The sequence below is a fragment of the Streptomyces sp. NPDC044044 genome (genome assembly GCF_056434405.1).
The window spans coordinates 211,408-232,927 of the sequence record NZ_JBWKFG010000004.1 but is presented as its reverse complement, the minus strand read 5'-3'; the positions used below and the strand labels follow the sequence as shown (position 1 = coordinate 232,927).

19 protein-coding genes and 1 pseudogene are annotated in these 21,520 nt (G+C 72.2%); 8 read left to right on the top strand and 12 right to left on the bottom strand.

The window, feature by feature from the left end; genetic code table 11:
• The first annotated feature begins 187 nt into the window (after positions 1-187).
• Positions 188-2,557, top strand: coding sequence for a discoidin domain-containing protein (locus tag AC07AG_RS16790; protein WP_478755842.1), 2,370 nt, complete (start codon positions 188-190; stop codon positions 2,555-2,557).
• Positions 2,558-2,563: 6 nt separating this feature from the next.
• On the opposite strand, the gene AC07AG_RS16785 is transcribed toward AC07AG_RS16790, so the two are convergent.
• Both AC07AG_RS16785 and AC07AG_RS16780 read right to left on the bottom strand, forming a co-directional pair.
• Complete coding sequence (locus AC07AG_RS16785; RefSeq protein WP_478755841.1) at positions 2,564-3,157, bottom strand: hypothetical protein; 594 nt, start codon at positions 3,155-3,157, stop codon at positions 2,564-2,566.
• A gap of 10 nt (positions 3,158-3,167) precedes the next feature.
• Positions 3,168-5,036, bottom strand: a complete 1,869-nt coding sequence (locus tag AC07AG_RS16780; RefSeq protein ID WP_478755840.1) for an APC family permease — start codon at positions 5,034-5,036, stop codon at positions 3,168-3,170.
• A 202-nt stretch (positions 5,037-5,238) separates the two neighbouring features.
• On the opposite strand from AC07AG_RS16780, the gene AC07AG_RS16775 reads away from it, so the two are divergent.
• Complete coding sequence (locus tag AC07AG_RS16775) at positions 5,239-5,793, top strand: hypothetical protein (RefSeq protein ID WP_478755839.1); 555 nt, start codon at positions 5,239-5,241, stop codon at positions 5,791-5,793.
• A 117-nt stretch (positions 5,794-5,910) separates the two neighbouring features.
• On the opposite strand, the gene AC07AG_RS16770 is transcribed toward AC07AG_RS16775, so the two are convergent.
• From AC07AG_RS16770 to AC07AG_RS16750, 5 genes are all read right to left on the bottom strand, one after another.
• Positions 5,911-6,687 (bottom strand): SDR family NAD(P)-dependent oxidoreductase, encoded by a 777-nt coding sequence (locus AC07AG_RS16770; protein ID WP_478755838.1) that lies wholly within the window; start codon positions 6,685-6,687, stop codon positions 5,911-5,913.
• 122 nt (positions 6,688-6,809) lie between these two features.
• Positions 6,810-7,394 (bottom strand): TetR/AcrR family transcriptional regulator, encoded by a 585-nt coding sequence (locus AC07AG_RS16765; protein WP_478755837.1) that lies wholly within the window; start codon positions 7,392-7,394, stop codon positions 6,810-6,812.
• A 49-nt stretch (positions 7,395-7,443) separates the two neighbouring features.
• Positions 7,444-7,767: a nitrite reductase small subunit NirD gene (gene nirD / locus AC07AG_RS16760; protein ID WP_478755836.1), complete on the bottom strand. Its 324-nt coding sequence runs from the start codon at positions 7,765-7,767 to the stop codon at positions 7,444-7,446.
• Positions 7,764-10,373 carry a nitrite reductase large subunit NirB gene (gene nirB, locus AC07AG_RS16755; protein WP_478755835.1) on the bottom strand — a complete coding sequence of 870 codons (2,610 nt, stop codon included), beginning with the start codon at positions 10,371-10,373 and terminating at the stop codon, positions 7,764-7,766. Before nirB ends, nirD begins: the two co-directional genes overlap by 4 nt.
• A gap of 1 nt (position 10,374) precedes the next feature.
• On the bottom strand, positions 10,375-11,592 hold the full coding sequence (locus tag AC07AG_RS16750; protein ID WP_478755834.1) for an NAD(P)/FAD-dependent oxidoreductase: 1,218 nt from the start codon (positions 11,590-11,592) through the stop codon (positions 10,375-10,377).
• Between the two features lie 612 nt (positions 11,593-12,204).
• Here AC07AG_RS16750 and AC07AG_RS16745 point away from each other — a divergent pair.
• From AC07AG_RS16745 to AC07AG_RS16735, 3 genes are all read left to right on the top strand, one after another.
• A complete protein-coding gene (locus AC07AG_RS16745) occupies positions 12,205-13,671 on the top strand; it encodes a ferredoxin reductase family protein (protein ID WP_478755833.1) in 1,467 nt (488 codons plus the stop codon).
• Between the two features lie 19 nt (positions 13,672-13,690).
• On the top strand, positions 13,691-13,882 hold the full coding sequence (locus AC07AG_RS16740; RefSeq protein WP_478755832.1) for a hypothetical protein: 192 nt from the start codon (positions 13,691-13,693) through the stop codon (positions 13,880-13,882).
• Positions 13,883-13,968: 86 nt separating this feature from the next.
• Entirely contained in the window at positions 13,969-14,751 is a 783-nt protein-coding gene (locus AC07AG_RS16735; RefSeq protein ID WP_478755831.1) for a sulfite exporter TauE/SafE family protein, read from the top strand.
• A 72-nt stretch (positions 14,752-14,823) separates the two neighbouring features.
• Here AC07AG_RS16735 and AC07AG_RS16730 read toward each other — a convergent pair whose 3' ends face one another.
• From AC07AG_RS16730 to AC07AG_RS16720, 3 genes are all read right to left on the bottom strand, one after another.
• Entirely contained in the window at positions 14,824-15,426 is a 603-nt protein-coding gene (locus tag AC07AG_RS16730) for a class F sortase (protein WP_478756298.1), read from the bottom strand.
• Positions 15,427-15,744: 318 nt separating this feature from the next.
• Positions 15,745-16,305 carry a hypothetical protein gene (locus AC07AG_RS16725; RefSeq protein WP_478755830.1) on the bottom strand — a complete coding sequence of 187 codons (561 nt, stop codon included), beginning with the start codon at positions 16,303-16,305 and terminating at the stop codon, positions 15,745-15,747.
• 360 nt (positions 16,306-16,665) lie between these two features.
• Entirely contained in the window at positions 16,666-17,451 is a 786-nt protein-coding gene (locus tag AC07AG_RS16720) for an aminotransferase class IV family protein (protein ID WP_478755829.1), read from the bottom strand.
• 222 nt (positions 17,452-17,673) lie between these two features.
• Here AC07AG_RS16720 and AC07AG_RS16715 point away from each other — a divergent pair, with 222 nt between their 5' ends.
• The gene (locus AC07AG_RS16715) at positions 17,674-18,342 is read left to right on the top strand and encodes an NADPH-dependent FMN reductase (protein WP_478755828.1); all 669 of its coding nucleotides are present in this window, start codon (positions 17,674-17,676) and stop codon (positions 18,340-18,342) included.
• A 21-nt stretch (positions 18,343-18,363) separates the two neighbouring features.
• On the opposite strand, the gene AC07AG_RS16710 is transcribed toward AC07AG_RS16715, so the two are convergent.
• Together AC07AG_RS16710 and AC07AG_RS16705 are read right to left on the bottom strand one after the other, a co-directional pair.
• The gene (locus AC07AG_RS16710) at positions 18,364-19,659 is read right to left on the bottom strand and encodes a sensor histidine kinase (protein ID WP_478755827.1); all 1,296 of its coding nucleotides are present in this window, start codon (positions 19,657-19,659) and stop codon (positions 18,364-18,366) included.
• The gene (locus tag AC07AG_RS16705; protein ID WP_478755826.1) at positions 19,656-20,399 is read right to left on the bottom strand and encodes a hypothetical protein; all 744 of its coding nucleotides are present in this window, start codon (positions 20,397-20,399) and stop codon (positions 19,656-19,658) included. The genes AC07AG_RS16710 and AC07AG_RS16705 overlap by 4 nt, the downstream gene beginning before the upstream one ends.
• Positions 20,400-20,553: 154 nt before the next feature.
• On the opposite strand from AC07AG_RS16705, the pseudogene AC07AG_RS16700 reads away from it, so the two are divergent.
• Both AC07AG_RS16700 and AC07AG_RS16695 read left to right on the top strand, forming a co-directional pair.
• Positions 20,554-20,995 (top strand): annotated as a pseudogene (locus AC07AG_RS16700) (gamma-glutamylcyclotransferase family protein).
• A 210-nt stretch (positions 20,996-21,205) separates the two neighbouring features.
• Positions 21,206-21,502 (top strand): DUF6355 family natural product biosynthesis protein, encoded by a 297-nt coding sequence (locus AC07AG_RS16695; RefSeq protein WP_478755825.1) that lies wholly within the window; start codon positions 21,206-21,208, stop codon positions 21,500-21,502.
• The last annotated feature ends 18 nt before the right edge of the window (positions 21,503-21,520 follow it).

Genomic DNA, 21,520 nt, shown 5'->3' with positions numbered 1-21,520 from the left:
CGGAGTCAGTTGTGTCGCCGCCGCGGGGTCCACGGCCGACGTCATCACCAGCCGACCCCTTCACTCCATCGTCTGCCTGCCGACCGGTGTGCGCCACTCGGGGGAGAGTCGTCGGAGTCCGGAGTCATCGGGTGATTCTGTTGATTCTCTTGTGAAGTTGGGGAGTCGAGTGGTGTAGTCCACTGCCATGACGAACCTCTCCCGTCGCACTCTCATCACCGCGACAGCTGTCGCGGGAGCCGCCGTCGCCCTGCCGTTGCGCTTGCCGTCGGCCGCCCATGCGGCTGCCCATGAGGACACCCTCGGCAACCCGCGCCCCACCGTCATCCCCGCCCTCCAGGAGTGGGAAGGCGGCGACGGGGCGTACCGGCTCACCCAGGACTCGCGTGTCGTCGTCCCGGCCCGGGATGCCGATCAACTCATGCCTCTTGCCCGGCAGTTGACCCGTGACCTCGCCGATGTCACCGGAGTGACGGTCGCCCCGCCCCGCGCCACCCGGCGCTCCCGGGCCGCCCGGGGCGAGATCCTGCTGCGGCTCGACCCGGCCGCCCGGCACGGCGAGGGCGGTGCGCTCTACGTCCGCGAGGGGTACCAGCTCGCCGTCACGGGCGCGTCCGTGACCGTCACCGCGCCCGCCTACAGCGGCGTCTACTACGGGACCCGTTCCCTCCTCCAGATCCTCCTCCACGACGAGCAGCGCTCCCGCGTACCGTCCGGGACGGCCCAGGACTGGCCCAACTACCGTCTGCGCGGCTTCATGCTGGACGTCGGGCGGCGCTTCTTCACGCCCGGGTTCGTGCGGGACTACCTCCGCGTCATGGGGTGGTTCAAGCTCAATGATCTCCAGCTGCACCTCAACGACAACGAGATCAAGGCCCCGGACGGCGACTGGAGCAAGGCCTACGACGCCTTCCGGCTGCGGAGCGACGCCCCCGAGTGGGCGGGGCTCGCCGCACCCGACGGGTCGTACTCCCGCGCCGACTGGGACTCCTTCGAGGACACCGCCGCCCTGCACGCCGTCCAGCTCACCCCCGAGATCGACGCCCCGGCGCACTCGCGCTCCTTCGTGCGCTTCCGCCCCTCCCTCGGGCTCGACGGCGGCAACTCCGACCACCTCGACCTCGCCAAGCCCGAGACGACGGCCTTCATGAAGGAGGTCTTCGCGGAGTTCGTGCCGTGGTTCCGCAGCCCCGAGGTGCACTACGGGGCCGACGAGTACACCGGGCCCGAGGCCCAGTACCGCGCCTACTTCAACGACATGGCCGCCCATGTGCGCTCGCTCGGCAAGCATCCGCGCGCCTGGGGAAGCCTGACCGAGATGGCCGGCTCGGCCGATGGGTACGACCGGGACGTCACCGTCCACAGCTGGAACAACGGCTGGTACGGGCCGCAGGCCGCCAAGGCCGACGGGTACGAGATCGTCAACACGAACGACGGGCTCCTGTACGTCGTCCCGTTCGCCGACTACTACCACGGTCACGGGCTCGACGGCCGCTATCTGTACGACAGTTGGGAGCCGCACGTCTTCCCGGGAAAGGAGAGCCTCGCTCCCGGGGATCCCGCCCTGCGCGGCGCGATGTCCGCCGTCTGGAACGACCTCGTCCACGCCACGTACACCCAGCAGGACGTCCACGGGCTCATCGAGAAGACGTACGGCACGCTCGCCCAGAAGATGTGGAGCGGCGCCGGACAGGGCCTGGCGTACGGGGAGTTCACCGCGCTGCTGCGACGCGGCTCGCTGGGGCCCGGCCTGACGACGGTCACGCCCACCCTCGCCGAGCCCGACCAGCTCGCCTTCGGCGCCCCCGCCACCGCGTCCTCCGGCGCGCACGCCTCGTACGCATCCGACGGAAACCCCGTCACCGCCTGGACCAGCGGCCTCGAACGGGGCGGACCCTGGCTGCGGGTCGACCTCGGGGAGGTGCGGGATGTGGCGCGGGTGCGGCTCGACTGGGGCCGTGAGCACGGGCGTTCGTACGACATCGAGGTGTCGCAGGACGGGGATTCGGGCTGGCGGAGGGTCGCGTCCCGACGTGGACGCACCCAACCGGGCTGGGACGAGCTGGAGTTCGGCGCCGCGAAGGCGCGGTACGTGCGGGTGCGCGGGCGGGAGAGCGAGCGCGTTCGGTGGACGCTGTGGTCGGCGCAGGTCTTCGACGCCCCCGATCTGGCGCGGGGCAGGAAGGCGACGGCATCTTCCGCGGAGACCGCGTCCTTGGGCCCCGAGAACGCCGTCGACGGGGATCCGGCGACCCGATGGGCCTCGAAGTACACCGACGGCGAGTGGCTGGCCGTCGACCTGGGGGAGGCGCGCACCGTACGGCGCGTGGTCCTCGACTGGGAGGCAGCGGCAGGGCGCGACTACGACATCCAGGTCACCGAGGCCGCGGACGGCGCGTCGGGCTGGCGCACGGTCGCCGAACGCAGGGGGCGGACCACGCCAGGCGTCGACTCCGTCGTCGTCGAACCGGTCGCGGCGCGGCACGTGCGCATGCAGGGGGTGAAGCGGCAGACGACGTACGGGTATTCGCTCCACCGGTTCGAGGTGCGGGCGTAGGGGCCCTCAGACGCCGGACGGTCCTGAACGCTCCAGGAGCGACTTGAGCTCGGCCAGGCGTTCCCGCCAGAACACCTTGTACGCCGCGACCTCCGCCGCGTCCCGCAGCTTCTCGTGGCCGACGCCCACCGCCGTCTTCTCCGGGCCCTTGACCGTGAGGGTCACGGAGATGCGGGTGGTGGCGCCGGTCGCGTCCTTGAAGTCGGCCGTCACCGATTTCGCGGGACGGTGCGTGCGCAGGGTGAAGTCGACGCCGGGGAGCCGGCGCCGGCGCACGTCGTCGTCCGCGAAGGCCTCGATGACCCGCGCCGCCGTGGCCCCGATGGTCTTGCTGCCGCTGGTCCGCCAGGCGCCCGTACTGCTCTGGCCGACCTCGCGCAGGCCGCGCTCCTGTTCATAGCCGACGGCCACGGACTGGGCGTACCAGCCGTCGACGGCGTGGTCCTCGCGGACGTGGCGGGCGATCTCCGTGTGGTTCCGGGACATGGCACCCCAGGCGTCGAGCACCGCGAACCACTGCGGCCAGTCCTTGCCCGTCGCCTCGCGCAGCGCCTCGTCCGACAGCTTCTCGGTGATCCTCCTGCCCGTGCTTCCGCTCATGGCGCCGACGCTAGGACCGGCTCCGCCCCGCCGCAAGGCGGAACCGCAGGCGGCAGATCACCGCGTCCGTGTCCCGGCGCACGGCGTGTGCGAGGACCGAGCCGCGCTGGTTCTGGAGCAGGCGCTGCCAGACGTGGGCGGGCTCCACCTCGGGGATCAGGACGGTGACGCGGGTGGCCGGGTGGTACGTGTAGATCTTCCGCACGTACTCCGCCACCGGCCGCCCGACCGTGCGCGTCAGCGAGGGCAGCTCCACCAGGTCGACGCCCGGGTTCCACAGCTCCCAGTCGCGGCGCAGCGCCTCCGACGCGCGCCGGTCGTCGGCGTCCTGGTGGGTGACCGTCACCGCGCGGACCTCGTCGCCGAGGGAGACGGCCGCGTTCAGGGCCTCGCAGGTCAGGCGGGACAGGTTCGACACCGGGACGATCACCAGGGAGTGGTCGCGGTGCGGGGGCTCCGGGACGCGGCCGAGGCCCAGGTCGTCGCCGATCCGCCGGTAGGCGCGGTGCACGGCCTCGAAACAGAGCACGATCGCGGGCAGCGCGAGCACGATGAGCCAGGCGCCCTCGGTGAACTTGGTGGCCGTGACGACCACCGCCGAGATGCCGGTCAGGAGCGCGCCGAAGCCGTTGAGGAGTGCCTTCGCGGGTCTGCCCGCCGCGCGCCAGTGGAGCACCATCCCCGTCTGGCAGAGCGTGAAGCCGACGAAGACGCCGATCGCGAAGAGCGGCACGAGCGTGTTGGTGTCGCCGCCGGAGAAGACGAGCAGCGCGGCCGATACGGCGGCAAGCGCGAGGACGCCGTGCCGGTGGACCTGGCGGTCGGCCTTCAGGGCGAAGACGTGGGGCAGGTAGTTGTCCCGGGCCAGCAGGCCCATGAGGACGGGCAGACCGCCGAAGGACGTGTTCGCGGAGAGGGCGAGGAGGATCATCGTCGCGAACTGCACCACGTAGAAAGCCCAGTTGTGGCCGAGTGACGCGTCCGCCAGCTGTGCGAGGACGGTGACGCCCTCGACCGGCTGGAGCCCGAAGCGGGAGATCAGCACGGACAGGCCGATCAGCATCACACCCAGCAGCGCGCCGAGCGCGACCTCCGCGTGCTGGGCGCGCTTGACGCGCGGGGCGCGGAACGACGGCACGGCGTTGGCGATGGCCTCGACGCCGGTGAGGGCGGAGCAGCCGGACGCGAACGCCTTCAGGAGGAGCAGCGCGCCGACGGAAGTGGCATTGGAGGCGAGGACCGACGCGTGGCCCTCGGCGGCGGCCGTGCTGACAGGGCCCTCGCGGAACAGACCGACCACGATCATGGTCAGGATCGCGCCGACGAATATCGCGGTCGGGGCGATGAAGACGCGCGCCGAGTCGACGATGCCGCGCAGATTGACGGCCGTGACGAGGACGAGGACGGCCAGGCATATCCACACCCGGTCGCCGTACAGCTCCGGGAAGGCGGAGGTGAGCGCCGCGACGCCCGCGGTGACGGCGACGGCGACGTTCAGGACGTAGTCGAGGACGAGCGAGGCCGCTGCGACCAGGCCCGCGCGGCGGCCCAGGTGGGTCTTGGCGGCGGCGTAGCTGCCGCCGCCGTCGGGGAAGGCGGCGATGACCTGGCGGTAGGAGGCGACGAGCACGGCGAGCAGCGCGGCGATGCCCAGGGTCACCGGCAGCGTGAAGCCGAGCCCGTACCCGCCCGCCGCCGCGAGGACCAGGACGATGGCCTCGGGGCCGTAGGCGACCGAGGCCATCGCGTCGAGGGAGAGCGCGGCGAGGCCCTGGAGGGCGGTGAGCCGGTGGCGGTCCTCGGGGCCTGCCGCGCCTTCGGTATCCGGGGGTTCCTCGGCGGCGACCGGGCTGTCCGGGGTCTCGGAGACGGTGGTCATGGGTGGGCCCCTCCAGGCGGGTTCGTTCGCTTGAGCGATGCCCAGCGTGGTGCCCAGCGTGGGTGTGCCCCGAGCCGGCCGCGCGCCCTTTTGGCGGCTCCTTGGCGCCTGGGGTGCGGATCTTCACGCTTCTTTGACGTGGGGCGTCAGCGGTACGTCAACGGTGCTGACTCCGCGGCGAGTCCGTCCTACGGTGCCGCACATGCGACATGACAGGGATGGTGGTGACGTCCTGCGGGGCGCGGCAGGGGGCCGGGGCGGTGTTGTGTCCGACCGGCGCTGGGCGGCGGATGTGCGGGCCGCCGCATTCTGCGCTCTCGCGCTGTTCGCGCTGGTCGTCCTGATCGACCTGGCCAACGGCACGTTGGACGTGCTGCGGGGCGGGCTGTGGGCGGGGCTTTCGGGGCTGCTCCATCTGATCCTGCATCCGGTGCGGGTGACGGTGGGCCCGGGGTGGCTCGGCGTGCGGGGGCTGCTGCGGCATCGGCACGTCTGTACAGGGCTGTTGACCGTCGTGCGGTACAGCGAGGGGGTCGCGGCGCGGCTCGTGCTGTGTGACTCGCTCGGGAATCGGGTGGAGGTCGATGCCCAGGTGCTCGTGGAGAATCCGCTGCTGTTGCATCGGCTGGAGGCGGGGGCGCGGGACGCGGTGGCGTGCGGGCTGCTGCGGACCGGCGCTGAGGTCCTTGGCCGGATCTCGGCTCGGCTCGACGGGGATGTGGCGAAGGGGGTCTTCGAGGTGTCGGGGCTGCGGTAGGGGTGGGGCTGTCCTTGCGGACGGGCTGGAAGATCCAGCCCACCCCACCCCACCCCACCCCCGTCAACTCCTGCGAGCCTCCCAAAGCAGTAGGGGGCGCGGGCCCAGGGCAGAGCGTCAGGCCGCGGCACCCCCGTCGATCACCAGGTCCGCGCCGACCACCGACGCCGATTCGTCCGACGCGAGGTAGAGCACGGCGGCCGCGACCTCCGACGTCGTCGAGACCCGGCCGAGCGGCGTCGAGGTCTTCATGCGCTCCGCGCGCTCGGCCAGGCTCTCGCCCTGGCGCAGCGACATGCTGGTGTCGGATGAGCCGGGGCTCACGGCGTTGATCCGTATCCCCTCCCCGATGTACTCGGCGGCGGCCCCCTTGGTCAGCGCGGAGACGGCCGCCTTGGTGGCGCCGTAGCCGATGGTGCCCGGAACGCTGATGTGGGCGCCCAGCGTGGAGGAGATGTTGACGATGGCCCCGCCGCCGGGCTGCGTGCGCATCTGCTGCACCTCGGCCTGGAGGGCGAGCAGTACGCCGGTGACGTTGATGTCGAGCATCGTGCGCCACTCCTCCTCGGGCAGCTCCGCGACCGGCTGCCCGGCGCGCAGGACGCCCGCGTTGTTGACGGCCACGTCCAGGGAGCCGAACCGCTCGACGGTGGCGTCGACGAGCGTCGTGAGGTCGGCGGAGCGCGAGACGTCGGCGGTGACGGCGAGCGCCGTGCCGCCTGCGTCCTCGATGAGCCCCACGGTCTCCTTGAGCGGGCCTTCGGTGCGCCCGGCGACGACGACGTTCGCGCCCTCCGCGGCGAAGGCGAGCGCCATGGCACGGCCGAGGCCGGAGCCGCCGCCGGTGACGAGGGCCGTGCGGCCGGCGAAACGGGTGCGCGGTGCTGAAGTCATGACAGAGCTCTTTTCTTGAACGATCGGTTCAGTATGAGGATATGCGTGAGGGCGTGTGTGAGGGCATGAAAGAAGGGCCAGGGGTGGAGACAGGAGAGCGGCGAGGGGTGTGCGTCGGGACCTCAGTCGAGCAGGCTCAGCGCCTGCTCCGTCGCGTCCCGCACCCGCGCCGGATCCTTCGACGCCTTGCCGACCACGCGCAGCCCCTGCATCAGGGTCAGGAGCATCCGCGCGAGGGCGAGCGGATCACGGCCCTCCGGGAGCTCGCCCTGTGCCTGGGCGCGGACGAGCGCGGAGTGCAGCAGCGTCTCGATGTGTTCCCAGCTGCGCTCGACGCAACGGGCGGCCGACTCGTCGTGGGGCCCCAGTTCGGCCGCCGTGTTGGTGATGAAACAGCCGTTCAGGCGCGCTTCCTCGGAGGAGGACTCGCCCCCGAAGCGGCGCACCACCGCGCGGACGGCGGGCAGTGCGGGGCCCGGCTGGGAGAGCTCGGCGAGCAGGCGCGGGTTCTGGGACTCGGCGTACCGCTCCAGGGCCTTCAGGTACAGGTCGTGCTTGTTGCCGAACGTCGCGTAGATGCTGGCCCGTCCGATGCCGAGAGCCTCGACGAGGTCCGCCATCGACGTCGCCTCGTAGCCGCGCCGCCAGAACAGCTCTAGGGCCGACTGGAGCGCGGCGTCCGGATCGAATTCCTTGGTCCTGGCCACGAAGAGAGATTAAGCAATACTGGAACGGTCGGTCAAGTAGCGGCTCCCGTTAAGCGAGGCGGACCGTGTGCGTCTGAACCGTCACCGAATCGTCGTCGAGGCACCGCCCCGTCTCCAGGTCGAAGCGCTGCTTCAGGAGCGGCGAGGCGACGAACGGCCGACCGGCCGCCGCGCCGAGCAGGCCGCGCGAGAGCACCGCCGCGCCCGTGAACGGGTCGCGGTTGTCGATCGCGTACGCGCGGCCCGCGCGGTCGATGAAGAGTGCGGCCTGGCGGCCGTCGGGGAGCAGCGCGGCGATGCCGCGTCCCGGCTGGAGGTGTGCGCGGTCGCAGACCTCGAACCAGTCGTCTTCCAGGCGGAGTTGAATGCTCATCGGGATGCGGCACCTTCCAGGTCGCGGGGGCGGGAGCCGATGGTGAGGAGGGGCAGGTCCGGCTTGATCTGGTCCCGCTCCGGGACGAAGCTCACGGTCGGGTCGGGGACGTCCGGCGCGTTCACGAAGGACACGAACCGGGCCAGGCGCTCGGGGTCGTTGATGGTCTCGGACCACTCGTCGCGGTAGTGCGCGACGTGGTCGGCCATCAGGGCCTCCAGCTCGGCGCAGAGCCCGAGCGAGTCGTGGACGACCACATCGCGTACGTGGTCCAGGCCGCCCTCGATCCGCTCCAGCCAGGTCGACGTGCGCTCCAGGCGGTCGGCCGTACGGATGTAGAACATGAGGAACCGGTCGATGAGGCGCACCAGTTCGGCGTCGGACAGGTCCTGCGCCAGCAGGTCCGCGTGGCGCGGCGTCGCGCCGCCGTTGCCGCCCACGTACAGGTTCCAGCCGCTGGACGTGGCGATCACACCGAAGTCCTTGGACTGGGCCTCCGCGCACTCGCGGGCGCAGCCGGAGACGGCCGACTTCAGCTTGTGCGGGGAGCGCAGGCCCCGGTAGCGCAGCTCCAGGTCGATCGCCATCCGGACCGAGTCCTGCACGCCGTAACGGCACCAGGTCTGCCCGACGCACGACTTCACCGTCCGCAGCGACTTCCCGTACGCGTGACCCGACTCGAAGCCCGCGTCCACCAACCGCGTCCAGATCAGCGGCAGTTGTTCGACGCGCGCGCCGAACATGTCGATGCGCTGGCCGCCCGTGATCTTCGTGTAGAGGCCGAAGTCCCGTGCCACCTCCCCGATCACGATCAGCTTGTCCGGGGTGATCTCGCCGCCGGGGATGCGCGGGACGACCGAATAGGAGCCGTTCTTCTGGAGGTTGGCCAGGAAGTGGTCGTTCGTGTCCTGGAGCGATGCCTGCTCGCCTTCGAGCACGTACCCGTCGGCGCCGATCGTCGGGGCCAGCGAGGCGATGATCGAACCGACCGTCGGCTTGCAGGTCTCGCAGCCCTCGGTGCCGCGCGCCGCCTCGCGGCCGTGGCTGTCCAGGAGCTGCCGGTAGGAGGTGATGCCCAGGGTGTGGACGATCTCGTACAGCTCCTGGCGGGTCTGGCCGAAGCAGCCGCACAGGCCCTTGTCGACCTCGACGCCCGACGCCTCCAGCTCGTCGTTGACCAGCTGGCCGAGCACCTTCACACAACTGCCGCAGCCCGTACCGGCCTTGGTGCACTTCTTGACCTCGGGCACGGTCGTGCAGCTGTGCTCGGTCACGGCGCCGCGGATCGAGCCCTTGGTGACGTTGTGGCAGGAGCAGATGACCGCGGAGTCCGGCAGCGAGGACGGGCCGATCGACACCGGGCCGCCCGCGCCCGCGGGAAGGACCAGCTGCTCGGGCGAGACCGGAGGCACGCTCCCGGTCATCGGCCGCAGCACGCCGTACGCCTCCGCGTCGCCGACCAGGACGCCGCCGAGCAGCTCACCGCCCGCGCCGATGACCAGCTTCTTGTACGTCCCCGAGCGCGAGTCGGAGTAGACGACGTCCAGGCAGTCCGGGGTCGCGCCGTGCGCGTCGCCGAAGGAGGCGACGTCCACGCCCAGGAGCTTCAGCTTGGTCGACATGTCGGCGCCGGTGAAGCTCGACTCCTCCGTGGCGATCGCGGCGGCCACGGTCTCGGCCATGTCATAGCCGGGCGCGACCAGCCCGTACACCCGGCCGTCCGACGCCTGCGCGCACTCGCCGATCGCGTACACGGCCGGGTCGCTGGTGCGGCACTGCTCGTCGACGGTGATGCCGCCGCGCTCACCCACCGAAAGGCCGCTCTCGCGAGCGAGTTGATCGCGGGGCCGCACGCCCGCCGAGAACACCACCAGATCGGTGGCGAGTTCACTGCCGTCCGACAGCTTCATCCCGCTGACGGCGCCGTCCGTGCCGACGATCTCCTGGGTGCCGACGCCCGTGTGCACGGTCAGGCCCATGCCGGTGATGGTGCGCAGGAGCGCCGCGCCGCCGCCCTCGTCGACCTGCACCGGCATCAGCCGCGGCGCGAACTCGACCACATGCGTGGCGAGTCCGAGCCCGCGCAGCGCGCCCGCCGCCTCAAGGCCGAGCAGCCCGCCGCCGACGACGGCGCCGGTCGTGGCGTACGTCTTCGCGTACTCCTCGATGGCGAGCAGGTCCTCGATCGTGCGGTAGACGAAACAGCCGGTGGTGTCCTTGCCGGGCACCGGCGGCACGAAGGGGAAGGACCCTGTCGCCAGGACGAGGGTGTCGTAGGCGAAGGTCTGCCCGGAGCGCGCGGTGACGGTCCTCGCGTCACGGTCGACGGCCTCGGCGGGATCGCCGACGTACAGCTCGATGCCATGGTCCCGGATGAACTCCGGGTCCGTCAGGGAGAGTTCGTCGGGCGTGCGGCCCGAGAAGTACGAGGTGAGCTGGACGCGGTCGTAGGCGGGCCGGGGCTCCTCGCACAGGACGACCACACGGTGCGTTTCGGTGAGGCCGCGTGCGGCGATGGCCTCCAGGAAGCGCTGGCCGACCATGCCGTGCCCGACCAGCACGATGGTGTTGTCGCGCGCGCCGTGGCGGGGGGTGTCCGTGGGCATCTCAGAGGCCTCCGTCGTAGGTGAGCAGGTGGAGCAGGGGGCTGCCGTCGTCGGGCAGCGGGTCGTCGTCCTCCCAGGCGCGGGCGAGCGCGCCCACGGCGGTGAGCTCACCGAGCAGCACGCCGCCGACGAGCCGGTCGCCGCGCACGACGACCTTGCGGTACGTGCCACGGGTGGCGTCCGCGAGCTGGACGACGTCGTCGTCGGGCCGGTGCTCGGGGTCGCCGAAGGCCGCCAGGTCCAGGGGAGCGGAGCCGGGCTGTCCGTTGTGCAGGGTGAGGCGGGTGAGGGCACGGGTGCCGGAGTAGGGGCGCGCGTCCTGCGGGGAGATCAGGGCATCGGCGAGCGCGTCGGCCTGTTCGAGCGCGGGCGCGGCGAGGCAGCGGGCCTCGCCGGAGTGTTCGGCGCAGTCGCCGATGGCGCGGATGTGCGGGTCGGATGTGCGCAGCTCGTCGTCGACGACGATGCCGCGGCGTACGTCGATGCCCGCGGCCTGCGCGAGTCCCGTGCGGGGGCGTACGCCGCAGGCGAGAACGGTGAGATCGGTGCCCAGGACGTACCCGTCGGCGAGCTCCACCGAGCGGATGGTGCCGTCTACCTGCCGTACGCCGCGCACCCGGCACTCGGTGTGCACCTCGACGCCGAGCTCGGTGAGATGCCGGTGGACCAGCGCGCCGGCCGCCGGGTCGAGCTGGTGCTCCATGAGCCGGTCGCCCTGCTGGGTGAGGACGACCTGGGCGCCGCGTACGGCGAGCGCGCGGGCGGCGGATACGCCGAGCAGCCCGCCGCCGATGACGACGACACGGGTGCCCGGCCGTACGGCCTCGGACAGGGCGAGACAGTCGTCCATGGTCCGAAAGGCGTGCACGCCGCGGGGCAGGTCTGTGGCACCGGGCTCGAAGAGACCGCGCAGGGGCGGGAGCACGGGGTTCGAGCCGGTCGCGAGGACGAGGGTGCCGTACGGGACGACGCTGCCGTCCGCGCAGTGCACGATCCGGTCGGCGCGGTCCACGCGGACGGCGCGGGTGCGGAGGTACTCGCCGGGTACGGGCGGAAGCCCGATGACGTCGGGCCCGAGCCGTCCGGAGAGCACGTCGGCGAGGAGCACGCGGTTGTACGGCGCGTGCGGCTCCTCTCCGATGAGTACGGCGCCGGGGGCGCCCCCTTCCCCGAGCCGCTGGGCGAGCCGGACGCCGGCGAGGCCGCTGCCGATCACCACTACGGGTGAGGGCGAGCTCGGGGAGCTGTGGGAGCTCGGGCGGCTCGCGCGGCTCGGGGAGCTCGGGGAGCTCCGGTGGCTCGGGGGCGAAGGGGTCATGTACTGCAGAGTGCGGGGGTGGTGTTACCCGTCCGCATCCTGACTGTTTCCCGGCGGGAACGCTGCCCTCAGCGGGGGGTGGGGCGGGGTGTGAGGGGGCTGGCCGGGGGCCTTGTGTGGTTGTGTCCTCTCACCCGGCGTCCGGCTCTGGTCGAACGGGCCTTTCCCGCCCGTGCCCGGCGTCCGGCTCTGGTCGAACGGGCCTCTCCCGCCCACCCGCCCGTTTGCCCCGCGTCCGCCTCTGGTCGAGCAGGCCTCCCCGCCCACCCGCCCGTTTGCCCCGCATCCGCCTCTCGTCGAACGGGCCTTCCCGCCCGCCCGTTTGCCCCGCATCCGCCTCTGGCCGAGCAGGCCTTTCCCGCCCGCCCGCCCGATTGCCCCGCATCCCCCCGAACCGCGCTGGCTCCGTCCGGACTTAACCCCCGTTGAGCCGATCCTCAAGCCCACCTTAAGGATCAGCATCAACCCCCTGACCAGCTACTTCTGCCCCCGCCCCGCGCCTAGTCTGCGGCGGTGACCACCGAGGTAGCCGACTCCCGACTTGCCGCGTACCCCGCGCTCTCCGCATACCTGCGTCAGACAGAGGGGCCGAACGTTCCGCCGATGCCAGAGGTGCCCCCACGGGTCGCCGGACGGGTGCGTCGGCCGCCGCGTGCCGCCACTCCCGTTCCCCCGATCCGCGTCACCCCCACTGCCCTGCACGCCGGAATCCTCGCCACGGCCCTCGCCGTCACCGCGCTCTGGGCCGTGCAGGCCGAACCCTCGGCCCGGCTCGACGTGCTCTTCGCGACCGGCGCCCACCTCACCGGACTGCTCGCCGGGTACGGCGTTCTCGTCATGCTCTTCCTGATGGCCCGCGTCCCCGCGGTCGAGCACGGCGTAGGCGCCGACCGGCTCGCGCGGCTGCACGCCCTCGGCGGCCGCTACGTCCTCACCCTGTGCCTGGGCCACGCCCTGCTCGCCCTGTGCGGATACGCCGCCCACGCCGACACCGACCTCCTCAGCGCCACCCTCGACCTGCTCGGCTATCCGGGGCTCGCCCTCGCCGTCGTCGGCACCTTCCTGTTCATGGCCGTCGGCGTCACATCGGCCCGCGCGATGCGGCGCCGCGTCCCGCACGAGACATGGCGGGCCGTGCATCTGCTGACCTACCTCGCCGCGGCGCTCGCCTTCGTGCACCAGCTCGCCGGTCCTGACGTGGCGGGCAGCATCCTGACGGTCTGGGTGTGGTCGATGCTGCACGCCACGGTGGCGGTCCTGCTCGTCTGGTACCGCGTCGTCGTACCCGTGCGGCAGGCGCTGAAGCACAGCCTGCGCGTCATCGACGTACGCGACGAGGGGCCCGGTGTCGTGTCGGTCGTGATGCAGGGCATCGGGCTCGACGAGCTGCGGGCCGAGCCCGGACAGTTCTTCCGCTGGCGCTTCCTGCGCCGCAGGCTCTGGCGCACCGCGCTGCCGTTCTCGCTGTCCGCGCCCGTGCGCGACGACACCCTGCGGATCACCGTGAAGGCCATCGGCGATCACACACGCCGGATGCGGCGCCTGAAGCGGGGGACGCGCGTGCTCGCCACCGGGCCCTTCGGGGCGCTCACCGCTCATCGCCGTACGAAGAGGAAGGTGCTGCTGCTCGCGGGCGGCGTCGGGATCACTCCGATGCGGGCGCTGTTCGAGACGCTGCCCGGCGGACCGGGGGACATCACCCTGCTCTACCGGGCAGGCAGCGCCGAACAGCTCGTGCTGCGCGAGGAGCTGGAGGAGATCGCCCGGAGCAGGGGAGCGGGGCTGCACTATCTGCTCGGGCGGTCCGACGCCTCCTTCGACCCGCTCGCCCCGCAGGCCCTGCGCAACCTCATCCCCGACCTCGCCGAGCACGACGTGTATCTGTGCGGGCCGCCCGGGATGACCGCATCCGCCACCGCCGCGCTCGTACGGGCCGGGGTGCCCGATGAGCGCATCCACGCCGAGTGCTTCACCTTCTGAGAGGGGCTTACAGGCCGACATGGGACGTCACCGCAAACCCGTAGGCCCGGCCCAGGGCCCCACCCTGCAGGCCCGCCGCAAGCTGGCGACGGGCCTCGCCGGAGCGAGCGCGCTGGTCGCCACGGTCCTCGCCTTCACGGTCGACCCGGCGTCACCGCCGGCCCCCGACCGCGTACCGGCGGGAGTCCCGGCACCTCAGGCGGCGCCCTGAGCAGCGAATCCCAGGAACCTCTGAAGACCCTCAACTCTCCCGGATTTCATGGACGTCATGATCAGCCCCTCCATAGGGTCATGACCATGCCCGACATATCGCTGACCACCGTCGTCGTCCTGTGCGTCGCCGCCCTCGCGGCCGGCTGGATCGACGCGGTGGTGGGCGGCGGCGGCCTGCTCCTCCTGCCCGCCCTGCTGCTCGGGCTTCCCGGCTCGACCCCGGCCGCGCACGCCCTCGGGACGAACAAGGCCGTCGCCATCGTCGGCACGACCGGCGCCGCGGTGACGTACGTGAGGAAGACGCCCGTCGACGTGCCCACCGCCGTACGGATCGGGCTGGCCGCGCTCGCCGGGTCGATGGGCGGTGCCTTCTTCGCCGCCGGGATGAGCACCGAGGTGCTCAAGCCCGTGATCATGGTGGTGCTGCTCGGGGTCGGCGCCTTCGTCATCTTCAGGCCGGCCTTCGGCACCGCACCCTCCGCCAAGCCCGCATCGCCCAAGCGCATCCTCGCGGCCATCGGCCTCGCGGGTCTCGGCATCGGGTTCTACGACGGCCTCATCGGGCCCGGCACCGGCACCTTCCTGGTCCTCGCGCTGACCGCCGTACTCCACCTCGACCTGGTGTCCGCCTCCGCGACGGCCAAGATCGTCAACTGCTGCACGAACGCGGGCGCCCTGGCGATGTTCGCCTGGCAGGGCGCGGTCCTGTGGCAACTGGCCGCTCTGATGGCCGTCTTCAACCTTGCGGGCGGCATGTTCGGCGCACACACCGCCCTGAAGAAGGGCAGCGGATTCGTCCGCATCGTGCTGCTCACGACCGTGTTCGCCCTCGTCGCCAAGATGGCGTACGAGCAGTGGCTCGCCTGAGCCCCGAATCCCTCGTCCGTCCGCAGCCGTCCGCCCCGGCAGCCCCCTCCGGCAGTCCCCCGCCGCCAGGCGTCACCGCACGCTCGTCAGGTGCGCGAACACCACCACATTGCCCTGGTAGCCCGTCTTCCTCGAATAGCTGCCGCCGCACGTGATCACGCGCAGCTCCGGCCGGTCCGCCGCCCCGTACACCTTCTCGTCCGGGAAGTCCTTCGCGTCGTAGACCTCGTTCGCGTCGACCGTGAACACGGCCACGCTGCCGTCCCTGCGCTCGATCTCGATGGTGCGGCCCCGGGTCAGGCCGCCCAGGTCGTAGAAGACGGACGGCCCGTCGGCGTTGTCGACGTGCCCCGCCACGATGGCGGTGCCGCGCTCGCCCGGCGTCGTCCCCGACTCGTACCAGCCCGCGAGGTTCGTCCTCTTCGGAGGCGGTACGTCGAGACTGCCCTGCCGCGTGAGTCCGAGCCCCATGAGGGGCACGTCGACCCGGATCGCGGGGATCCGGATCCGGTCGGGCGGGGACGGCGGGAGCGCCGCGGCGGCCGACGCGCGGCCGGAGGGTGGATGCGCCGACGCGGCCTGCGCGGCGGACGGCTGGGGCGGGGGACGGGACGCGGTTCCGTTGTGCAGCAGCCATGCCCCGGAGCACAGGGCAAGGACGGTGACCGCGCCTATGGCGGAGTTGACGGCCTTCCTCCGGGCGGGGTTCCTGCGAGGCTTTCCCGCGTCAGGGTTCCCGGCGTCAGGGTTCCCGGCGTCAGGGTTCCCCGACTCAGGGTTCCCCGACTCAGGGTTCCCCGACTCAGGCCTCCCCGACTCAGGGTTCCCCGCGTCAGGACTCTTCCCGCTCGGGCTCTTCCTGCGCATCACTCGACTCGTCCCCCTCAGGGTTCGGGGAGGCCGGTCCCCGCATCCCTCTCCGGATCCACGAGGGACAGGCGGACCCGGAGAGAGAGGGGGCTGGCGGTACCGGTGGACAGCGGAGGGTGTCCGTCAGATCCTGTCGCCTCTCGCCCGGCGATGCAGGAGCCAGGTACCGCCCGCGGCGGCGACGGCAAGCGCCGCCACACCCGCCGCGGTCTGCACGGGATCGGGGCCCAGAGCGCCGCCGACCCCCGTCTTCACATGTCCCTTCGGAGTCACCTGCTGCTGCTCACGGGCGGCGGCCGTGGAGGTGATCGTCACGGCCAGATCGCCCGCCACCTGCTTGCCGTCCGTGCCGGAACCGGAGCACTTCGCGACGATCTCGTAGGTGCCGGGCTGAGCCGATGGCGGCACCTTGAACTGACCGGTCGCGTTCTGCTCGTGGTCCTCGTGCGTGCTCGGCGCGAGCGTGAACGTGCCCGCGCCCACCGCGCTGGCGTCGCCCGAAGCGGTTCCCCCGTCGCCGCACGCGGAGGTGGTCACGGTGACCGTGGAGCCCGGCATCACCGTGGCGGGATGGATCTCCAGGCCTCCTCCGGCGGCGAACGCCGCGGCTGTCGCGGGGGGCGACAGGAGGCCCGCCGATGCGACGGCGAGCGCGGCAGTGGTCAGCAGGCGGGCTTTGCGCATCGTGCTTGCTCCTCCGAGGGACCTTCAGAGGGCACGGCCCGCGGCACCCCCAAGTGCCGCTGCGTCGGTCGAACCCCGCTCTACCGAGGTAAGTGGCACTCGGCGGCGCACGCCTCCTGAGGGTCTGTCAGAAACTCTGTGGTGGAGCGGCTCCTGACGCTTCGACGGGAACATTCCAGCAGGTCACCCGGCGTGTCGCCGAGAAGTATCCGAAGGGGGTGCGCGGCGCCTGTGAATGGGTGACCCGCGATCCCGGCGGGGCCTCTTCCGGGCCTTTCCCGGGCGCCTTTCCTGGGCCTTTCCCGCCCCCCCGGCCCTCTCGCTGGACCCCGCCGGACCCCGCCGAGACCTGAGTCCGTCTCAGACCGCGTCCCACGGAACGTCGGCGTAGAGCCCCGCCAGCGTCCCCATCAGCTTCTCGTCGACCGCGAACTCCGTGGCATCGATCCGACGCACCGGCGCGATGCCCCGCGCGTTCGTGACGAAGGCCGCCGCGTACGACGAGAGGCCCGCGAGTGTGACCGGGGCCCGGCGCGTGGGCAGCCCGGCGGCCGCGAGCCGCGGTTCGAGCAGCTGCATCGTGATGCCGGTCAGGCAGGGCGCGTCGGGCCAGACGATCCCGGAGCCGTCGTAGAAGGCGATGTTCGTGACGGCGCCCTCGCTGATCGTCCCGTCGGGCCCGGTGAGCAGGGCGTCGTCGAAGCCCGCGCGCCGTGCGAGCTCTCCGTGGCGGGCCTGCCCGAAGCCGCCCAGGTGCTTGATGTGCGGGAAGGGCCGCTGATAGGGGACGGACTGCAGGGCCTGCGCGCTCTCGGACACCCCGCCCGGCGCCCGGACGGTGACCGTCACGGACGGCTCGCCCTCAGGGGCGTGGACGTGGACACGTACGGAAGCGTCGGCGATGTCGTCGCGGAGTACGTGCCGGATGAGCTCGCGGACGTGTTCGCCGTCGAGATCCCGGTCGAAGAGCTCGCGCGTGGCCGCGTCGAGCCGGGCCAGGTGCAGCGCGAGCCCGCGTGTCGCGCCGCCCCTGACCTGCATCGCGGTGAAGTGCCCGACCCCGCCGAGAGCGGGCCACAGCAGTCGGTCGGCGGTGGCGGCCCGGCCGTCGATCTCAAGGCGCTGCAGAGGCGCGGGAGTTGTCATGGGCTTCACGGTACGACGTGGCGTGAACCTGGAGTGAGGGCTGGCGAGGACCGGAGAGGGACCGGAGAGGACCGGACGGAGGGGGTGCGAGCAGCCGCGCGCCGAACGTGCCGAACGCACCGCACTCGCCGCACTCGCCGAACGCGTCGCACTCCCCAAGTCGCCGAACGCATCGAAAGAGCCGCTTGACCTCAACCTAGGTTGAGCAACGAGGCTCTCCCCATGACCCAGAACACGACTGCCACTGATTCCCCGTCCACCGTCCCGTCCGCCACCCCGTCCACGGCCCCGTTCGCCACGTCGGCCACGCCCGCCACACCCCTTCGCGTCGCCGTCATCATCGGAAGCAACCGCGAGGGCCGTTTCGGACCGATCGTCGCCGAGTGGCTCCTTGCCCGGATCCGCGAGCACGCGGACTTCGAGGTGGACGTCATCGACCTCGCCGAGTCCCATCTGCCGACCGCGCTCTCCTTCAACCCGTCGCCCGAGACGCTCGCCGAGCTCGGCAAGGTCACCCCGAAGCTGGCCGCCGCCGACGCCTTCGTGGTCCTCACCCCCGAGTACAACCACTCCTACCCCGCGTCCCTCAAGAGCCTCATCGACTGGCACAACGCCGAATGGCAGGCCAAGCCCCTCGCCTTCGTCTCCTACGGAGGCCTCTCCGGCGGTCTGCGCGCGGTCGAGCACCTGCGTCCGGTCTTCGCCGAGCTGCACACCATGACGATCCGCGACACCGTCTCCTTCCACAACGCGGGCGGGCTCTTCGCCGACGACGGGACCCACAAGGACCCGACGGCCGCGAACGCCGCGGCCAAGTCGATGCTCGACCAGCTCCACTGGTGGGCGTGGGCGCTGCGCGGCGCCAAGGAAGTCCGCCCTTACGGCAGTTGAGATCAGTCGCGGCGCGCGGGGCTAGGCCTCCGGCAGGCGCACCGACGCCACGGCCCCGCCGTCGTCCGCGTTGCTCAGCTCCACCCGCGCGCCGATGACCTGCGCCTGGCCGAACGCGATCGTCAGGCCGAGGCCTGTGCCCTGGCCGCGCTCACGGGCGCCGGTCTGGAAGCGCTGCGGGCCGTCCTTCAGGAGGTGCTCGGGGAAGCCGGGCCCCTGGTCGCTGACCGTGACCACGGGTCCGGCCACCCGCACGTCGACCGAACCGGCGCCGTGCCTGCGGGCGTTGGCGACGAGGTTGGCGATGATCCGCTCCAGGCGGCGCGCGTCGGTGCGTACGAGCGTGTCGTCAAGGCCGCACGCGGCCACGAACCGCACCGGGCACCCCGACCGCTGCACGATCCCCTCGGTCAGCGTGCCGAGGGGATGCGCGTCCAGGTCGGGCCGCTCCACCTCCGCGTCGAGCCGCGCCACTTCCAGCAGATCCTCGGTGAGGGTGCGCAGGGCGAGGACCCGGTCGCGCACGAGTTCCGTGGGGCGGCTCTGCGGAAGGAGCTCGGCCGCGGTGTGCAGACCGGTGAGCGGCGTGCGCAGCTCATGGGCGACGTCCGCGGTGAAGCGCTGCTCGGCCTCGATGCGCTGCTGCAGGGACGCGGCCATCGTGTCGACGGCGGCGGCCAGTTCGGCCACCTCGTCCTTTCCGCGCCTGCCGTCGCGGCCGCCCGGCGGTCGCGGATGGTCGATACGGGCGTCCAGATCGCCCTGGCTGATGCGGCGCGCGGTGGCCGCAGCGGTCCGCAGCTCGCGGCTGAGACGGCTGGCGAGCGCGGCGCCGCCGAGCGCCGCGAGGATGACGACGACGGCGCCCGAGACCATCAGCTGCTGGTCGAACTCGGCCATCTCGGCGGCCTGTTCGGCCAGCGGCTCGCGGACGGAGAGCACATGGTCGCCGACCGGGCGCGCCGCCCACACGACGGGATCGGCGGCGCCCATGTCGAGGTACGTGGTCCGCTCCCCGTCCAGGGCGGCGGCCCGCAGCGACGCGGGCAGGTCGGGCGCGTCGATGGCGGCCTCCGTACCGTCGTCGCCGGCGGTGTCGACCTGCCCCGTCAGCTCGTACAGCTGGCGCACCCGCACCAACTGGGCGGTGGCCCCGGACCTGGCGCCCGCGGAGACCTGCTCCAGGCGTGCCTGGTGGACGAGGATCCCGATGGCGACCGCGACGACCGCGCAGCCCAGGGCGAGCAGCGCGGCGATCTTCCAGCGCAGACCGAGGGCGTTGAGCGCGCCGCGGGCCCGCCGGGCAACGCCCTTCACCTGTGTCCGTCCACGCCGCCCGAGGGCTCCGTGGTGGGCCGCGGTGACGGCGAGCTCTCGGCGCCCGGCGTCTTCTTGTCGTTCTTGTAGTCCTTGTAGTTCTTGTAGTTCTTGATGTCGCTCACCGTGGACATCCGTACGCCGTCCCAGTGGAACCGCACGGCCTGGTCGCCGCCGTCCGCGCAGGGGCTGCGCACCAGCAGATCCGGGCCGAGCCGCTCGATGGTCATGCGCTTCCCGGAGGTGAAAAGGACCGGGAAGACGCGGCCGTCGTGCTCCCGGTAGACGGTGAGGACGCTCCGTCCGCTCTCCGTGTCGGCGGCCACGAGCAGCTCGGGCCGCCCGTCGCCCGTCAGGTCCGTCAGGAGCGGCGGCCTGAGCCCGGCCCGGCCGGGGCGGTCGATCTCGCCGCGGTCGGCGAGCGGCTTCATCCGCGGGTCGGCCCGCAGGACCGCACGGAAGTCCTCCTTGCCGAGCCCGCCCCTGCCCAGCTTCGGCAGCCCCTCCAGGGGCTCCGGCGGCGGCTGGCGGGTGGCGGCGTCGGCGCCGGGCGCCTTGGACGACGTGCTGGACCAGGCGGGCCAGAGCGGTTCGGGGCGCGGCTGCACGGACACGGACGGCGCGGGCTCACCGGCGCCGAGCCCGTCCACGCTGCCGCATCCGGCCAGCACGACGGCCGCCGTGGCGGTGAGGACGGCGGCGCGGCGCAGGAGGCGGCGGTGGGGGCAGGTGACGTTCATGGCTCTGCCGACGGTAGGAAGCGTCCATCACAGAAAGCGGGATGTTGTGTAACAGCCAGGGGCGAGCAGGGTGGAAACGCCGAGATCGGGACCTTCGGCCTGTCCGGTGGCCCCTCTCCGCCCCGCCCCCGGCGGGTCCGGCGAGAATCGGTGCATGACGTCGACGTACGAGGCCCGGCTGCCGTTCTTCGTGTACGGAACGCTGCGGCCGGGGGAGCCGAACCACGACGTCTTCCTGCGCGGCAGCGTCACGACGGAGGAGCCCGCCCGGCTCGCGGGGGCGGTCCTCTACGAAGGGCCCGGCTACCCGTACCTGGTGGAGGAGCCCGAAGGCGGCCCGGTGCACGGCGAGTTGATCACCGCCAGGCCGTCCGCGTACGAGCGGCTCGTCGCCGATCTCGACGTGCTGGAGGAGTACGCGCCGGGCGACCCCCCGCAACCTGTACGAGCGCGTGGTGCGCGAGGTGACCCTCCTGGACGGGGCGACGGCGCGGGCCTGGGTGTACGTGGCGGCGCCCCGGGTGGCGGCGAGGCTGCGCGCTTCGGGGACGGCGATCGGGGGAGGGGACTGGGCGTCGTTCAGGCCGCGGCGGTGAGGGGGCGGGGGCGGGCGCCGAGAGCCTGGCCGTGGCGCGGATTTCGCAGCTCAAACGCCCGCGCACTCGATCCGGTGGACTCCGTCACCCGTGCGAGCGACGCACACGCATCGCATGATCGCGGAGAGTGGCGACTGTGGCACTCTCCGTGTGCACCAGTCGGTGCGCGAGTCGGTGCGTGAGCACCACGTCCTCAGCAGGAGTTGCCCCATGAGCTTTCGCCGTTCGCTGCCGGCCCTCGTCGGCGCCGTAGCCCTCACCCTCGGCCTCCCCGTGGCGGCCGCCGCGTCCGCTCACGCCCCGACCGCCGTCATGAACCCCTGCGGGTTCTACGAGACCGGCAGCGACGCCTTCTACAACCACTGCACGAGCGACGGCTCGAACGTGGTCATCCAGGTGCGGGTCGCCCTCGCCCCCGACTACGAGCGCTGTGTGGGTCCGGGCAACCACTGGCTGGGTTCGGCGAGCAAGATCCAGGGCGCGCACTACGTCGGACGCACCTGCTGATTCCTGTACGCGCATGAC

Coding starts and splice junctions, on each gene's coding strand:
- AC07AG_RS16775 (WP_478755839.1), top strand. CDS start 5,239: ATGCGACATGACAGGGATGGTGGTGACGTCCTGCGGGGCGCGGCAGGG.
- AC07AG_RS16790 (WP_478755842.1), top strand. CDS start 188: ATGACGAACCTCTCCCGTCGCACTCTCATCACCGCGACAGCTGTCGCG.
- nirD (WP_478755836.1), bottom strand. CDS start 7,767: ATGAGCATTCAACTCCGCCTGGAAGACGACTGGTTCGAGGTCTGCGAC.
- AC07AG_RS16705 (WP_478755826.1), bottom strand. CDS start 20,399: ATGAACGTCACCTGCCCCCACCGCCGCCTCCTGCGCCGCGCCGCCGTC.
- AC07AG_RS16715 (WP_478755828.1), top strand. CDS start 17,674: ATGACCCAGAACACGACTGCCACTGATTCCCCGTCCACCGTCCCGTCC.
- AC07AG_RS16695 (WP_478755825.1), top strand. CDS start 21,206: ATGAGCTTTCGCCGTTCGCTGCCGGCCCTCGTCGGCGCCGTAGCCCTC.
- AC07AG_RS16720 (WP_478755829.1), bottom strand. CDS start 17,451: ATGACAACTCCCGCGCCTCTGCAGCGCCTTGAGATCGACGGCCGGGCC.
- AC07AG_RS16735 (WP_478755831.1), top strand. CDS start 13,969: ATGCCCGACATATCGCTGACCACCGTCGTCGTCCTGTGCGTCGCCGCC.
- nirB (WP_478755835.1), bottom strand. CDS start 10,373: ATGCCCACGGACACCCCCCGCCACGGCGCGCGCGACAACACCATCGTG.
- AC07AG_RS16740 (WP_478755832.1), top strand. CDS start 13,691: ATGGGACGTCACCGCAAACCCGTAGGCCCGGCCCAGGGCCCCACCCTG.
- AC07AG_RS16770 (WP_478755838.1), bottom strand. CDS start 6,687: ATGACTTCAGCACCGCGCACCCGTTTCGCCGGCCGCACGGCCCTCGTC.
- AC07AG_RS16725 (WP_478755830.1), bottom strand. CDS start 16,305: ATGCGCAAAGCCCGCCTGCTGACCACTGCCGCGCTCGCCGTCGCATCG.
- AC07AG_RS16785 (WP_478755841.1), bottom strand. CDS start 3,157: ATGAGCGGAAGCACGGGCAGGAGGATCACCGAGAAGCTGTCGGACGAG.
- AC07AG_RS16780 (WP_478755840.1), bottom strand. CDS start 5,036: ATGACCACCGTCTCCGAGACCCCGGACAGCCCGGTCGCCGCCGAGGAA.